Origin of the sequence: Ureibacillus galli, assembly GCF_014836845.1 — a bacterium.
Classification (GTDB): Bacteria; Bacillota; Bacilli; order Bacillales_A; family Planococcaceae; genus Ureibacillus; species Ureibacillus galli.
The window spans coordinates 25,903-39,986 of record NZ_JACSQA010000032.1; the positions used below are offsets into that span (position 1 = coordinate 25,903).

The 14,084-nt window shown below is 34.5% G+C and carries 27 protein-coding genes; 4 read left to right on the forward strand and 23 right to left on the reverse strand.

Translation table 11 applies throughout. From position 1 onward, the window contains the following. Window positions 1-3: 3 nt before the first annotated feature. The 22 genes from H9636_RS16065 to H9636_RS19145 form a co-directional block, all read right to left on the reverse strand. Window positions 4-198 carry a hypothetical protein gene (locus H9636_RS16065; protein WP_191708610.1) on the reverse strand — a complete coding sequence of 65 codons (195 nt, stop codon included), beginning with the start codon at window positions 196-198 and terminating at the stop codon, window positions 4-6. Then, window positions 195-386, reverse strand: a complete 192-nt coding sequence (locus tag H9636_RS16070; protein ID WP_191708581.1) for a hypothetical protein — start codon at window positions 384-386, stop codon at window positions 195-197. Before H9636_RS16070 ends, H9636_RS16065 begins: the two co-directional genes overlap by 4 nt. After that, window positions 386-808 (reverse strand): YopX family protein, encoded by a 423-nt coding sequence (locus tag H9636_RS16075; protein ID WP_191708582.1) that lies wholly within the window; start codon window positions 806-808, stop codon window positions 386-388. Before H9636_RS16075 ends, H9636_RS16070 begins: the two co-directional genes overlap by 1 nt. Window positions 809-880: 72 nt before the next feature. Continuing rightward, the gene (locus tag H9636_RS16080) at window positions 881-1,291 is read right to left on the reverse strand and encodes a hypothetical protein (RefSeq protein ID WP_191708583.1); all 411 of its coding nucleotides are present in this window, start codon (window positions 1,289-1,291) and stop codon (window positions 881-883) included. A 13-nt stretch (window positions 1,292-1,304) separates the two neighbouring features. Then, entirely contained in the window at window positions 1,305-1,721 is a 417-nt protein-coding gene (locus H9636_RS16085; protein ID WP_191708584.1) for a DUF1064 domain-containing protein, read from the reverse strand. Between the two features lie 11 nt (window positions 1,722-1,732). Beyond that, window positions 1,733-2,218: a single-stranded DNA-binding protein gene (ssb, locus tag H9636_RS16090; protein ID WP_191708585.1), complete on the reverse strand. Its 486-nt coding sequence runs from the start codon at window positions 2,216-2,218 to the stop codon at window positions 1,733-1,735. Continuing rightward, window positions 2,211-2,579, reverse strand: a complete 369-nt coding sequence (locus H9636_RS16095) for a hypothetical protein (protein WP_191708586.1) — start codon at window positions 2,577-2,579, stop codon at window positions 2,211-2,213. Before H9636_RS16095 ends, ssb begins: the two co-directional genes overlap by 8 nt. Next, a complete protein-coding gene (locus tag H9636_RS16100; RefSeq protein ID WP_191708587.1) occupies window positions 2,576-2,851 on the reverse strand; it encodes a hypothetical protein in 276 nt (91 codons plus the stop codon). The genes H9636_RS16095 and H9636_RS16100 overlap by 4 nt, the downstream gene beginning before the upstream one ends. After that, window positions 2,848-3,036 (reverse strand): hypothetical protein, encoded by a 189-nt coding sequence (locus tag H9636_RS16105; RefSeq protein WP_191708588.1) that lies wholly within the window; start codon window positions 3,034-3,036, stop codon window positions 2,848-2,850. Before H9636_RS16105 ends, H9636_RS16100 begins: the two co-directional genes overlap by 4 nt. Window positions 3,037-3,043: 7 nt before the next feature. Next, window positions 3,044-3,478: a hypothetical protein gene (locus tag H9636_RS16110; protein WP_191708589.1), complete on the reverse strand. Its 435-nt coding sequence runs from the start codon at window positions 3,476-3,478 to the stop codon at window positions 3,044-3,046. Further along, window positions 3,468-4,703: a replicative DNA helicase gene (locus H9636_RS16115; RefSeq protein WP_191708590.1), complete on the reverse strand. Its 1,236-nt coding sequence runs from the start codon at window positions 4,701-4,703 to the stop codon at window positions 3,468-3,470. The genes H9636_RS16110 and H9636_RS16115 overlap by 11 nt, the downstream gene beginning before the upstream one ends. After that, window positions 4,703-5,470 carry a conserved phage C-terminal domain-containing protein gene (locus H9636_RS16120; RefSeq protein ID WP_191708591.1) on the reverse strand — a complete coding sequence of 256 codons (768 nt, stop codon included), beginning with the start codon at window positions 5,468-5,470 and terminating at the stop codon, window positions 4,703-4,705. Before H9636_RS16120 ends, H9636_RS16115 begins: the two co-directional genes overlap by 1 nt. 28 nt (window positions 5,471-5,498) lie before the next feature. Then, complete coding sequence (locus tag H9636_RS16125; RefSeq protein ID WP_225230285.1) at window positions 5,499-6,296, reverse strand: PD-(D/E)XK nuclease-like domain-containing protein; 798 nt, start codon at window positions 6,294-6,296, stop codon at window positions 5,499-5,501. Further along, on the reverse strand, window positions 6,268-7,122 hold the full coding sequence (locus H9636_RS16130) for a hypothetical protein (protein WP_191708592.1): 855 nt from the start codon (window positions 7,120-7,122) through the stop codon (window positions 6,268-6,270). Before H9636_RS16130 ends, H9636_RS16125 begins: the two co-directional genes overlap by 29 nt. After that, window positions 7,122-8,396, reverse strand: a complete 1,275-nt coding sequence (locus tag H9636_RS16135) for a hypothetical protein (protein ID WP_191708593.1) — start codon at window positions 8,394-8,396, stop codon at window positions 7,122-7,124. Before H9636_RS16135 ends, H9636_RS16130 begins: the two co-directional genes overlap by 1 nt. 105 nt (window positions 8,397-8,501) lie before the next feature. Further along, window positions 8,502-8,708, reverse strand: a complete 207-nt coding sequence (locus H9636_RS16140; protein ID WP_191708594.1) for a hypothetical protein — start codon at window positions 8,706-8,708, stop codon at window positions 8,502-8,504. Then, complete coding sequence (locus H9636_RS16145; RefSeq protein ID WP_191708595.1) at window positions 8,701-9,048, reverse strand: hypothetical protein; 348 nt, start codon at window positions 9,046-9,048, stop codon at window positions 8,701-8,703. The genes H9636_RS16140 and H9636_RS16145 overlap by 8 nt, the downstream gene beginning before the upstream one ends. 88 nt (window positions 9,049-9,136) lie before the next feature. Next, a complete protein-coding gene (locus tag H9636_RS19305) occupies window positions 9,137-9,259 on the reverse strand; it encodes a hypothetical protein (RefSeq protein WP_263604296.1) in 123 nt (40 codons plus the stop codon). Between the two features lie 111 nt (window positions 9,260-9,370). Next, on the reverse strand, window positions 9,371-9,526 hold the full coding sequence (locus H9636_RS16150; RefSeq protein WP_191708596.1) for a DUF6906 family protein: 156 nt from the start codon (window positions 9,524-9,526) through the stop codon (window positions 9,371-9,373). 385 nt (window positions 9,527-9,911) lie between these two features. Continuing rightward, on the reverse strand, window positions 9,912-10,136 hold the full coding sequence (locus H9636_RS16155) for a helix-turn-helix domain-containing protein (RefSeq protein ID WP_225230286.1): 225 nt from the start codon (window positions 10,134-10,136) through the stop codon (window positions 9,912-9,914). A 17-nt stretch (window positions 10,137-10,153) separates the two neighbouring features. After that, a complete protein-coding gene (locus H9636_RS16160) occupies window positions 10,154-10,336 on the reverse strand; it encodes a helix-turn-helix transcriptional regulator (protein WP_191708598.1) in 183 nt (60 codons plus the stop codon). Between the two features lie 38 nt (window positions 10,337-10,374). Next, entirely contained in the window at window positions 10,375-11,160 is a 786-nt protein-coding gene (locus H9636_RS19145) for a Rha family transcriptional regulator (RefSeq protein ID WP_225230287.1), read from the reverse strand. Window positions 11,161-11,209: 49 nt separating this feature from the next. Between H9636_RS19145 and H9636_RS16170 the strand changes: the two genes are divergently transcribed. After that, window positions 11,210-11,383, forward strand: a complete 174-nt coding sequence (locus tag H9636_RS16170) for a hypothetical protein (protein ID WP_191708599.1) — start codon at window positions 11,210-11,212, stop codon at window positions 11,381-11,383. Here the strand turns inward: H9636_RS16170 and H9636_RS16175 are convergent. Beyond that, the gene (locus H9636_RS16175; protein WP_191708600.1) at window positions 11,380-11,538 is read right to left on the reverse strand and encodes a hypothetical protein; all 159 of its coding nucleotides are present in this window, start codon (window positions 11,536-11,538) and stop codon (window positions 11,380-11,382) included. The two genes, H9636_RS16170 and H9636_RS16175, sit on opposite strands and share 4 nt — an antisense overlap. Window positions 11,539-11,841: 303 nt before the next feature. On the opposite strand from H9636_RS16175, the gene H9636_RS16180 reads away from it, so the two are divergent. Genes H9636_RS16180 through H9636_RS16190 form a run of 3 tightly spaced genes read left to right on the forward strand, consistent with a single transcriptional unit; the run spans window position 11,842 to window position 13,934 of the window. Next, the gene (locus H9636_RS16180; protein WP_191708601.1) at window positions 11,842-12,264 is read left to right on the forward strand and encodes a helix-turn-helix domain-containing protein; all 423 of its coding nucleotides are present in this window, start codon (window positions 11,842-11,844) and stop codon (window positions 12,262-12,264) included. A gap of 11 nt (window positions 12,265-12,275) precedes the next feature. Continuing rightward, window positions 12,276-12,722: an ImmA/IrrE family metallo-endopeptidase gene (locus tag H9636_RS16185; RefSeq protein ID WP_191708602.1), complete on the forward strand. Its 447-nt coding sequence runs from the start codon at window positions 12,276-12,278 to the stop codon at window positions 12,720-12,722. Window positions 12,723-12,767: 45 nt separating this feature from the next. Further along, on the forward strand, window positions 12,768-13,934 hold the full coding sequence (locus H9636_RS16190; RefSeq protein ID WP_191708603.1) for a tyrosine-type recombinase/integrase: 1,167 nt from the start codon (window positions 12,768-12,770) through the stop codon (window positions 13,932-13,934). Window positions 13,935-14,084: the final 150 nt, after the last annotated feature.

Consider the following 14,084-nt stretch of genomic DNA (forward strand, 5'->3'; position numbering starts at 1 on the left):
CTCTCATTCATCAAGTAAAATCATTCTCAAACGATTCGGACCATTCCCACACCGCTTTTCATAAACTGGATAAGTCATGTATTTTAAGAATTCAATCGACTTTCCAGTTTCTCTATGAATCTCACGAATTGTTCCTTCTGAAATGAATTGATCACCTTTATACAATGCGTAAATACGTTTATGCCATGGTATTTTCAATTCGCATTCACCAACCGTCCGAACTCCATCACCTGGATATATTCACTCCTATAAGCATCATGGATTTCAGCACCCTTCCCGACCTTTCGCCATCCTCTTGCTTCATGTTGCTTTACGAATTTATCTAATTCAGTTTTGTTTCGACCAACAATCGTTTTACGATTTTGCCATTTTGATTTGACGGTCATTAGGAATCACCACCTAATAAATGTGGATGTTCGTAGATGTTGCCGATAACTTCCCATGTTACTTTTGGTACATTCCAAGAATCAAAATGATTGTAAACCTTATCATTCTGATATACGCATACAAAACTTCCTTCTCGATATTCAACGACACATTTCCATTTTCTGTCATTGATAGAGTTGTTGAATAGCAATATATCCCCTTCATAAATCTCTTTTCCATTACGGTCTTTTAGGCCTGTGTATTCTCCCATAGACTCAATATCACAAGTTATCGGGAATGTTTTAGTAAATAAAACTGCATCTTGTCTCGACTGATTTATGCTTCTAAGAAAATCATCTGTATAATCTGTTTCATGCCACCCATACCCATATACCCATTCGTTTGTTTCTGGACTAAAACCTCTGAATTTTGGTTGTCTCATTAGAAAACACCTCGTTTTGATAATTTTCGTATAAGAAAAGAGAGCCCTAAACTAGAGCCCTCTATTTAGTTGTTATTGACTTACTTCTTCCAAAGACATTTGACCCTCTGCTGCTCCTTCTTTTTCGTCTTCAGTTTCATCTGATTTCTCATAAAACTCTTCAATCGTCATTTGGGATGGTTGAATGATTAGATCAATATTTCTACCTGCGTAAGGATAAAATTTATCAATTTTTCCTTTGCTATCTGCATTAACATTAAATTTTAGAACGGTCTTTTTATTGTCTCGTTGAATATTTGCAAACTCGGCAGCTACTTTTTCAACGTCTCCATCAACGATTTCTAGGACTGTAATTGATCCAGGTAACTTTAAAAGTTCATCTGCATGTGGAAGTTCGTCACTTTGTACATGGAACATTAAGACTTCTTTTTTGTCGTCCTTCTGCATTTTCTTGAATAATACGTTTAGTTGAATGTTTGTCATTTTGGATTTCCCCTTACTTAGCTAATTTTTGTTTTTTACGTTCTTTAACGGCTTTTTCGTAATCTTCTAGTTCTATCCAGCCACCATCGATTCTTGAGAACTTCACCAATTTAAGGTTGAATGGGAATCGATATTCGAATAATTTCTTTTTAAGCTTGAAGTCAGCAGTTAAGAATCCTTTAACATCTACAACTTCAATGTGACCATCTGCATAATGAACTTCAAAGTCTGCTTTGTATTTAATTGGACGAATCTTTTTATTGCTTTTCACATAACCTTCGAGCAATACATACTCTTTTTGCATTAAAAACTCGCTAACAATCCCTTGTTTTTCAAGTTGTTTGAGATATAGGTAATAATCTGACTCCATTTTGCTGTCAAACTCTATTCCATCAACTGTTACTTTTTTGTTTTTGTATTTGTTAGTCATTCACTCAACTCCTAGAATGGCAAATCTGATTCTGAAACTTCTATTGGCCCTTTACTACTTGCAAATGGATCTTCATTTACTCTTGTGTAGTTTTGGCTACTAAACTGTGAATTACTTTGTGGATTTTGTTGATTATTAGTAGATTGATAGTTTTGAGTGCTGCTTTGCCCACTTTGTTGACTTCTAGGCTCTAAGAATTGAATCGAATCGGCTACAACATCCGTTGTATAAACTCGTTTACCATCTTGTCCCTCAAAGCTACCTGTTTGAATTCGACCTTCAACACCAACCAAACTACCTTTTTTCATGAAGTTTGCTAGATTTTCAGCTTGTTTTCTCCATGCAATACAACTGATGAAGTCTGCTTCAGGTTGGCCTTCTTGTTTAAATGTGCGATTAACTGCAACCGTGAATCTTGTCATCGGAACTCCAGAAGGTGTATAACGGAGCTCCGGATCCTTTGTAAGTCTGCCGACTAAAACTACTCTATTAATCAATTTCTGTCGCTCCATTCAAGTTAAGTTTTAAATCGAATATTTCGTTCATAGTTTCGATTGCATAACAAATGCCACGTGATACATTTTTACCTTCATCTGATATATTATCCATGAGCTTCGTTTTATAATGAGTTTCATATAAATCTTCAATTTCTTTTTCCGGCGAATCTTCCTCATAGCCATCTATTAAACAACGAATGAAAGTTATTAATGTCATGTTATTTAAAATTTTAATCCCTTCCGTTTCAAAACCCTCCGCATGAAGTTCAATCATTTCTTTTAAATCTTCATCAATTTTTACCTTTGGAAGTGTGTCTAATGCTCGTTTAACTTCTCTTAACACTCTCACTTTTTCAGTCATTTCAAATCCTCCCGAATAATAAATTTATAGCCGTCATACCAATCTGCATAATTCCATACAAAATGGGTTAATTCTATTTCACGTTTACGATGACTTTGCAATCTGTCGATTTCTTCATCTGTATATCCTAGTGATTTTATAATGTTACGATTCATTTCGTTATCTTCTACTGTGGCAGTGTAAAGAATAAATTCGTCATCGATATAGTCTGTATCGTAAAATATAATTGGCATTGTATTGATTAAATCTACAGCTTTTTGTTTATCCATCATTTAGTTACCTCCAGTCCCTTACTCGCAATACTGTGAATTCTTTCGTAAGCGTTGTTAAACTCGGTCATGTTTCTTGTGATAATTTCAATTTCTTGCAGTGCTTTTTCTAATTTTTTAACTTTGATTTCTAGTGCTTCATTGTATGCGTTGCTTAGTTCTTCTTCAGGAATTAAGTTTTCCGACATTAAGCAATCATCCTTTCTCGAAAATCATTGCTGTAGCTGGGAACATTAAAGTTTCACCCCTCAACTCGCGTAACGATTGATATTTTTGTTTTTCTTCGAACCAAAAACTCTTATCCATATCACTGGAAATGTTGAATATCTTAGTTGGTAATTGTCCTATTTCATTCAAATAATGCCCTCTTGCCGATTCTTCTGTTTGAGCAAATATCAACATATGTTTGTTGTTTCCTAAAGGAACTGAAAATAGTTTGATAGGATTTATATTTAGTTCATTGCGTTTTCTCATACCTTCCACTTCATCGTGGTTTACTAAATCCCAATTGATTCCTTGAGAGTGTTCAGTACCTTTCACAACACCATTTTTAATGAGCCAATAAACTGAATAAGCCAAATTCTCTTCATCGAATTTGATAGCATCTAAAAGTAGTTCATTAAATGTCACTGATAGCACCTGTATATTTGTTGTATTTTGCATAAATTGTTCCGACTTCACCTTCACGATTTTTGGCAATAATCATTTCCATTGAATCGTCATCGGCTTTTTTGGTGTAATAGGCATCACGATAGAAAAATACAACTACATCCGCATCTTCTTCGATACTTCCGGATTCCCTTAAATCTGATAACATCGGACGTTTGTCCTTACGCTGTTCAACGCTTCTACTCAACTGGGCTAAACAAATTACTGGGCAATCAAAATCTTTTGCTATTGCTTTTAAACCTTTGGATATATCCGATACCGCTAAGTGCATATTTCCGCGATGATCATCAGTTGGTTTAATTAAGGTTAAATAGTCAATGAGTACGATAAGCTGCTTTCTTGGATTTTGATTTTTCACTTTCCGTACCTTCATTCGTATTTCAGAAAGTGTTTGTCCACTTTTATCAAATATCTCAATGTTGGTTTCTGACACCCTACCCAAAGTGGTCATCCATGTTTCCTTTTGCTTATCTGTTAACCTTTCATATAAGTTTTTCATTTTGTTTCGATTGTAGTTCCCTGTAGAAGCAATTAATCTGTCCCTTAACTTCTCGTCTTTCATTTCAAGAGAGAAAATAACTGGTATTGCTCCATTCCATCCAGCCATTTTTGCAAAATGGAGCATTGCATCCGTTTTACCCATCGATGGACGACCTGCAGCAATAATCAAATCTCCATTTTGCCAACCATTAGTTACCGTCTGTAATGTGCCAAGTCCTGTATTGATTCCGGTTTCTTTTTCTTTCGGTGTCCACGGATCTTCTGCGACCGCAGTAACTAATTCTTTAATTGTGCTGTGGTCATTTGTATTGTTTGATACCAGGCTATTTAACTCATTAGTGATTCGTTCTAAATTCCAATTATCAATTTTGGCAATCTCTAAGATGTTTAACTTTTCACGTTCGCGCCATTGATCAATTAGTAAATTTACATAATCATCAAATTTAGTTTCATTGGCCATGTTTAACATTTGATTAAGCTTTCCGACACCGCCAAAACGTTCAGGTGGAAATTTAGTGATTAATGCTACTAAGTCAATTGCTTGTCCTTCACGACTTAGTTTCTTCATAGCGTTTAATAAATTTTTGTGTTCGGTTTGTTGAAAGTAATCAGTTTTTAAATCTGTATCCATCAACAAATGAGGAGCTTTTAAGATAGTGCCTAAAATCACTTCTTCATTCAGCATTAATCTTCACCTCTAGTCATATCTATTTTGATTGGTTTGTAATTTGATGCTTGTTCTTGTTGTGGGGTTTGAGTTGAACCTAATTTAGCTTTGTTTAATCTTTCATCGAATTTGTTATTAAACAATGTAGATGGTCTTAAATAAGAATCACCTAATTCTCCATTTCCAAATACTTTGCCCTTCCATTCCTTGCAGCAATATTCAATTACCGTTTTAAAATCTTCTAAAGTAAAACCTTCAGCTAACCTAGCATTTATTAATTCTTTAGTTTTTTTAGTAGAAGATTTAAAATTAGTTTCTGCATGTTGATTTAGAAAGTCGATAATCTCGACATAGTAATTATTTTTATTATCATTATTTCCCTTATTACCATTATTGTTTGTGTTGATTTGCTGTCCTTTTGCTGTCCTTTTGCTGTCGGATTTGTTGTCGGAATTAAAGTTCAAAGGTTGGTAAAGTTCCCAATTTACAATGGTTACAAGGCTAAATTTGTTGGTGGATTTGATGTCGATAGTTTTGTCATCTTCTAAAATTTTCATATAGTCACGAATAGTAGATTCTTTCATCTCCAATTCGATAGCAGCTTTCTTTCTTCCGAATACAAATTGACCAGGCTTTAATCGAACGGTTTGTCTACCAACTTGTAACTCGTGATCTGTATGTGTTGCTTTTAATAAGCAGTAAATAAATACTTTTAATAACTTTTCATTTTGAAAAATATTGCTATACAACATTTTTCTGTGTAAGCTAATCCAACCTTGTTGCACAATCCCCCTCTCCCTTCTTTGATGCAAATCAATCTAATAAAAACTCAATTTCAAAAGTATTTTTAAGCTGCTTAGTAGCTCTGCAATATTCGCAAGTCTCACATCTAACCGGATTTGTTTCACCATTTTTCGTTTTAATAACACCTGGTAAATGCATTTGCACATACTCTTTTTCAAAATCGAACCGTGTTTCATCAAAATGTAATATTGCTTTATCTGGTGGATTTTGTTTTGTCACTGCGATGATATAAGGGTTGTAATACTCTCCGGTGTTTTTAAAGATTACTTCACGGTAGATAGCCATTTGAAGTACGTAGTCATATGCTTCTACGAATGAAACATATTTACTGTATTTGTCACTCCAGTAACGTTTGCCAAGTTCTTGAGTTGTTTTAATATCAGAGAAAATTTTCCGTTGATGATTAATGTTATCGACTTTGATTTTCCATTCCACACCGAACAACTCTGCTGTATAAATAACTTCTTTCTCACCCTCTAAGGCAAACATGGCAAACTTGTCTTTTTTAAGAGTTTCAATCATTCGATCTGCTTGTTCAAAATCTGTATATTTCCCACCACGAGCCTTAAAAATTGAATTGTAATTATCATTAATAAATTGACCAAATGCTTCATCGCTTTCAAATGCCGAATGGACATATGAGCCGACTGTTAATGCAGAAGAATGAGGACGAGTATATTCGTCCCTCAACTCCGCTAACGTTCGCGCTTCACACTCCATAAAACTCTTAAACTGTGACACTGACATATACTCAAGATTTGCTTCTTGTGAGTAGTAATTATTCTGATTGAGTAAGAGTTTCGGCAACGCCAGTCACTCCTTTTTCAAATTCAGCAGCTAGATCACTTTTTTGATTTTTTGCATCTTCTTTAGTGAACCAATCCTCAACCTTTGACATACCATCCTTTAACGAATTGAATATATTCCCCAGTTCTACGAGATCAATTTCAGTAAACGAACTAATGTTGTAACCGAATTTAGCTTCAACCATTTCTTGTGTGACTTTATATTTTTCTTTAAACATCTTTAATGCTTGTGTAATACGGTCTTTTAATGGTCCAGCGTTCTGACCCGATAATGTTTTTTCACATTCTTTCACTGCCATTTCCACTACATCACCTGGAATAACACCTAAAATACAAGCTCTAAGTCTACGTGCCCCATCAGATGCAACTCGCTCGTAAATGTCCCGTGGATCTGTCAGTGGTTTTAATCCATTACGTGTACCAATTGAATGTTTAACGGTGAATACTTTCTCTTGTCGTACATTGGTTTCAAGGTCCCAGCAATAAGCCATTGCGACAGATTCACCATTGCGTTGTTCAAGTTCTTTGATTCCATATGATAAATTGCCCCAGTTTTGCGCTAATACTTCTGCTAGTCGGATGGATGGACCAGTTACTTTTGTTCCACCTCGTGGATAGGAGTACATAGATGAAGCCGCTAAAGATGGTCGTTTACATGCATCTAAGATTCGTTTTTTAGATTCAAAGTAATTTCGAGGAAACTGTTTTGCTAAGAAGATTGCACCCTTCACTTCTTCCATTTCACGAGAAGCACTAGCTTGTGCTAGTACCCCTCCTTGTTGTTGTGTTGAAGGTTGTCCATTAAATTGAGTTGTTAGATCGTTCATTATTTAACCTCCTCATATTGAGCATTTGTGTCGTTGAGAATATCGCCGAATTGAAAACTTAAAATGTAATCGTTAGAAGGTTCACCGCTATATTCAGATGCTTCCTTATAATAAAACCCGCCGTGATCTGTTTCAGAAGTTAATGTGAACTTACGAGATTTGCGGTAAAAACGATTCTCCGATTCGTTACCCTTAATCACCATTCCCACTACTATCTCATTTGGTTGAACAGCATTTTCAAACTCTGATACATCAAGTCCTAAAGCTCGTCCTAATGCTATTGCTTTACCAATGTGTTCGTTAAATACGTCAGATGGGTTGCATTTGGCGACACCCTTAGTCATGATACTTCCATCGTTAAATTTCACTAAAGAAACTACTGTACGTTTTTCTTGATTGATAATAAATTCAACTTCAACTGTTGTGTAATTATAGAAATTAGGGTTTTCTATTTTTTTACGAGCAATTCCACCTTCTACATAAGGAGAGTCTTTAACGCACTCACTCTTAACTTCTACAAACTTCTTCGCCTTCTCAATAATTTCAGCTCGTTGTTGATTAGTGGATTTCTCAACCGTTTCAAATCCGATTGGTGCATAAGGTGGTCCATCTTGTTCTATTAATTCGTAAACATCTACGTCATCTATAGCGTGTTTTGTTTGAAAACCATCGTAAACCAAGCAATCTTCACCTAAGTCATCCTTAAATTCTAATTTCCCGTTAAATGAAAAACCACATGCTTTGTAAGGTTTCCCTACTGTCACCCATTCAGGCTTTGCTGTTTTCTTAAATACAACTACATCACCATCTTTAGCTTCACGATCAACCTTGCGATATCGATTGCCTTCAAATTCGATGATTTCTTCCACAGATTGAATTGTAGGAGGAATTAATTTTGTTTGTTCTTCTAATTTAAATTCCAACATCTTAATTCGTGTTTCTACTTGTTTTAAGTCGTATCGGTAATCATTTCGTATATCGATTATTTTTTGTTCTAAATCTTTTACAACACTTTCTAATGCTGTTATACGTTGGTTTTTGGTAGGTTTATCTTTGTAATTCTTTAAATCTATTTCATTAAAATAATCACCGTATTCATCATTTTTTTTGTAACTACAAACATAAGCATTAACTTCTTCATCGAATTTGGAAACGAATAGGAATCCTTGACCTTTTTCTTTTGCTTTCCTCCAGTTATTTGATCTATCTAAACTTCCATAACCAATAACAGTTTTATTAATAGGAACAACCTTATCCCCAACTTGAAATTTCATATATTTTATCCTCCAGGGTTTTAAAATTTTTATTTCGTGCTATACTGCTAGTAGATATTTTTTGTAAGTGCACTCACATTTGGTTGCCGCCTTGGTGAGTGTTTTTTATTTGGATAAATCAACTGCGTGTCCTTCTTCCAGTAATTCAGAGCCTAAACAAGTTGCACAACAATAGATGTATCCTTCAAACTCAATCCCTTCGTGTTTGCAAATTTCCTCATCACAATAACGATAGTGACATTTGCCAATTACTTTAGCGATTGGATCATCAGTGACTTTTGGTGATAACATTGGATTTTCAACTTCATACACTGTCGTTCACTCCAGGTATTTTGATGTTGAGAGTATCTAAAGTTTTTCTAATACCATAGCGAACACCATCTTGATAATTGCCCCAACCATCACCGAATTTAGCCTTAAATAATTCCGCTACTTTTTCGCCAGGTGTTTGTTCGACTTCATAGCCTTCAATTAACATTTTCGAGAATGTGATTAAATCCACTTTGTTTAAAGGTTCTAAACTGTCGTACCAATCTTTAGTTGCAATTGCTTCTGCATGTTCAGTAAGTAAATCGTTGTCAGAAGTGTAATTTCTGATTTCTTTTAAATACTCGAAAGCATTGGCAACTTCTTTTGAAACTGTAACCTTCATTAAAATTCCTCCTAATTTATTGTTGTTGGTGGTTTTAGTGCTAACTCATAAGCTTGTTGAAGTTCTTCTAGTGAGTAGTTCATCTAATTCACCCCACAATTTTAAATACTGTATAAACAATCCATGATGTTGTAGCGACTGCTAAAATCGAATTGACAATGAACAGTGACCAAAATTTACGACTTGTTTGTTTAAACTCGATTGTGTTCAATTAGATCACCCCTTTCTTCTACGTGGTCGTAAGAATGTTTTACGATACCAAGTTGGTTGTTCATCAACTTGAACAATATTTAGTTCATGTCTCATTTAATTTCACCCCTTTCTAAGGCGCTGGAATTTCCTTGGTTTGTCCAGTCAACTTGTGGACGATTAACCAAAATTCCGTTGTCTTTTTACTAAGTAACCAATTTTCATCATTAAGATTGAGACTTCTAAGATATTGCTTTTCAAACCGCTTCAACCGTTTACCGTTTTTCATTTCCTCACCACCCTTTTATCGCATTTGATACTAGTGATAATCGTTGCTGCAATGATAGATTGAAATACTTACTCAATCGCTTTTTCATTTGTTCGCCATCCTTAATTATTTTTAAGATATTTAGTACCAAGATGATTCCAACCCTTTACATTTATCACACACCACTTTTGTATCCTCACTCGGCAAATCATCCAGTACTATATTCACTTGAAATCCACACTTTGAGCATTCGATTAAATAAACATCTTCCATGATTTCACCTCTCAAGTTATTTATAGATTGCTAGATTAACGACCAAACTTATGTGCATTAATCGCTCTAGCTTGTACAATCTTGATGTACTTTTCATCCTTCGAAAGCTTGTTCCATTCAGAGACTTTGATTTTCATGTTTGGTCACCACCTTTTTCAAGTGGTTTGATATTGAATGGGTCTGTTAGATCGCGACCAACATTTCTCAATAGAAAATTTTCTATCTCAATAGTGGAAACTTTCATCCTTCCTAATTTCAATCCTTGAAGTTGACCACTTTTAATTAATTCATACACTTTGTTCTTGTTACATTTGAGAAGTTTTGCGACTTCTGCTACTTCTAAAAGTTGCGGAATCAATTTCATTCACCCCTCATTTAAATACATAAAATTTTTCTAATATGTTTTACATGTTCCTGTGCCTTAGGGCCATTCTTACGTCCTCGAATAATGTCAGACAGATAGACAGGTGAAATGCCTAACATGTCAGCTAACTCCTTTTGGCTCATCTTTCTTTTAAAAAGTTCTGAACGAACTTTAGCTCCTAATTCTTCTGACATAATGTCACACCTTTCTATAATTTTTCTCAAACAATGTTCTAGATGACAACTTCCGAATATGAAAGGTTTTTAATGAATTGTATTGCTCTATCTACATCCTTGCGTCGAATGTGATTGTTAGGATCGTTTCCTTTCATCCCTAGGTGTTTTTTAACCGCGACTAGTATTTTACGTTTCATTCTGCCGATTTCACTTCGTAACTGTTCTTTCTCACGCTTACTCGCTCGTGCTTGTTCGTAGATATCGCCTTTTAGGAATGAATCTAATGTAATTTGTACACCTGAGCTTTCAACGAACTTTTCAGCTTTCACTTTCGTTGCAAACTCAATCGCGTATAAATCTTGTGGAGTGACATATTCACCCTCTAACTTCTTGTCGATAGCTTCTAATTTGTTATTGGTTTGTTCGTGATATTGATTGTTTACCGTATTAATTTGTGCTACTTGTTCAGCAAGGAAGCGAACAGCTTCTTCATTTTTTGCAAGTTCTTTAGCCATTTGAATAGGTAGATTGACATTTGAAATGTGTTCTTCCATCTTATTAAATGCGTCAATGTACTTTAATTTGAATTCAAGTGCTTTCTTTCCATTGAACCCCATAGCTAGTAAGGTGAAGCCGTCACGGTTCATGTAGAATGTTTTTCGAGGTCTACCATATGAATCAGGGGTTTCTCCTTCGTAAAACATCTCCTCAAATTTGAGGACATCTTTTTTAAGTACCTCAATATCACGAATTACATTGTCGTGACGTTTTTTAAACGATTCAGCAACTTGTAATGATGTAGTTACTGCTTGTCTATTTTGGATAACTACTAAACCTGACATTCTATCAATCCTTTCTTTTGGTATAATCACGCATAAGGAGGTGATACATATGACTAATGTTTTGAATGATATTAAACAAATTACAGAAGTAGTTTTCGCTAACGATGCACAACAACTTTTGAATGATGGTTGGACTCTAGAAGGTGTTTATCAACGTTCTGACATTATTAATGGCATTCCTGAATCTACTCCTGTATATGTTTTCGTTAAGAAAGATGATTAAACGGTTGTATCAATCGGTGCTTTCTTTACTAAAATCATGACGTAACCTTTTGGGTGGGAGAATGTTTGGTATAGCTCCCATCCTTCCTTTAAAAGCCTATTTGCATCAGCCGCATGAAAAACTTCCTTAACCTTTTCAACACGTGTTCTTATCATTTTTTCTACCCTCCTTTCTATTTAGATAATTTATAAGCTAAATTATTAACTAATATATTGACTTATTTTATGCGAATAGTTTAATATAAAGACATAGCTAAATAAGACTTTAAAAAGCCTTGAAATCAACATTTTAAACCGTTCCCCAACGTTAAATGTTTGTAAATAGGTTGTCTTTTCTATTGTCTTTTTAGCTAACAATTTAGCTTATGTAAGTAATATTAAACTATAAGCATAAAATGTGTCAATTATTTTTATGCAAAAAGTTTAATTTTATTTGTATAAGCGCTAAGGATGGTTGATATGACAGTATTTGAGAGAGTTAAAAAATTATGCGATGAACGAAAAATTTCTATAAATGACCTAGAAAATTCTTTAGGATATTCCAAAAATACTTTATATCGTTTAAAAACACAGACACCTGGCGCAGATAAATTAAAAGCGATTGCAGACCATTTCGACGTAAGCACTGACTACCTTCTAGGACGTACAGATAAAAAACGCTATTACGATTTAACAGAGAAAGATGAACGTGATATAGAAAAAGATTTGGAGCGTATTCTCAATAGTGCTGAAAGTGATTTAGGCCTTGCTTCTTTTGATGGTCGAGTGTTAGATGAAATGGATCAGGAGGACAGAGAACTATATATCACTTCTTTAAGAAACGCTTTAAGATTGCATAAAAGACTTGCTAAGAAGAAGTTCACTCCTAAAAAGTATAGATAAGGTGTGATTGAATGGACGTAAAAAAGTTAGTTAAGCAATTGATTAAAAAATATGGTACATCTAATCCTTTTAAAATTGCAGAAGCCATGGGCATTGCAGTTGTGTATGAAAATTTAGGGAGTTCGTGGGGCTATGTCAGTAATATATACAGAACCATCGTCATCCACATCAACGAGAATTTAACCTATGAAGAACAATTTTTCACCTGTTCGCATGAACTAGGCCATGTTATTCAACATCCGTACCACAACATGGCCTTTTTAAAAGAAAACACATTTTTTTCAACAGATAAATACGAATTAGAAGCAAACCTTTTTGCGGTTGAATTACTGCTTTCTAATACCAACAATCCTATTACGTTCGAAGAAGCTGTACATACATATGGAATACCAGAGAAATTTCTTGAAAATTTTTTTACCCTAAAACAGAACAAACATTCTCATTTAAGGAGGTGGTAGTTATGTGAGAATAGCAGAAAACAAAATAAGAAAGGAGAAAAGGCTATGAAAGGCGGAGTACGTAAAAGAGGAAATACATGGTACTACTATTTTGATATGGGGATTGTGGACGGTAAACGAAAAAAAATCGAACGTTCTGCTGAAGGAGCTCAAACGAAAGCCGAAGCTGAATCAGTATTACGAAGAAAAATTTTGGAGTATGAAAACGCAGGCACCGTTTTTAAGCCCTCTGAGATGACGTTACAAGATTTTTTAACTTTTTGGCATGAAGAATACGTCCAACTTAAATTAAAGCCAAATACGCAAGAAAATTACCGTTTAACGATTAAGAATCATATTAACCCACACTTAGGTAAGTATAAATTGAAATCATTAACACCACATATACTTCAACAATTTATGAATTCGAAAGTTCGGGAAGGATTAGCAGAACAAACATTAAGCATTATTAGAGGAATATTAAATAAGTCATTAAAGCAAGCGGTATACCCATATAAGTATATAAATGAAAATCCTATGCAGTATGTAGAATTAATGGTTGATAAGAAAAGAAAGCCAACTAAAGATGATTTGAAGATTCAATCAAATGAAAATTTAAGACTTTTAAACGAGAATATAACCGAGAATCACCCATTCTACTTACCTTTTCATATAGGATTGCATACGGGTGTACGTGTTGGAGAATTATGTGGTCTCGAATGGAAGCATATCAATTTTGAGGATATGACTATCGAGATTGAACAGCAACTTACTAAAAAGAAAATTAACGGGAAGGAAATTTGGGTAGTGTCAACACCTAAATCTGTGTCTGGGTATCGAACTATTCCTGTCGGAACAACTCTAATTAACATTTTAAAAAGAGCTAAAATGCAACAAAAAGAAAATAAACTGAAGTATGGTGAGTTTTATCAACAAGACTCGAATTATGATTTTGTTTGTAAAAAAGAGAATGGTGAACATTATACTCCGAATGTTATTAAGTATCAGACGAGGGAATTGATAAAAGGTAAATTGGGAATCGATTTCAATTATCATTCTTTAAGACACACTCACGCTACGATGCTGATAGAAAATGGCACACCAATTAAAACAGTTCAGAAAAGATTAGGACATAGCAGAGCTGCTATTACAGAAGATCGCTATGTCCATTTAACACAAAAAATGGCGAGAGATGCTGCCGATATATTTGATTCCATCGCAAAGAACTTATAATTTGCTGGCACAAATTTATAAAGCGGTGGCATATCGGTGGCAATCCCCACCATTTTAATAAGTTAATGATACATCGAAACCTTTAGAAACATTGATATATCACTTTTTATTATTGTCATCCATTTTCAATACAGCCATAAACGCTTCTTG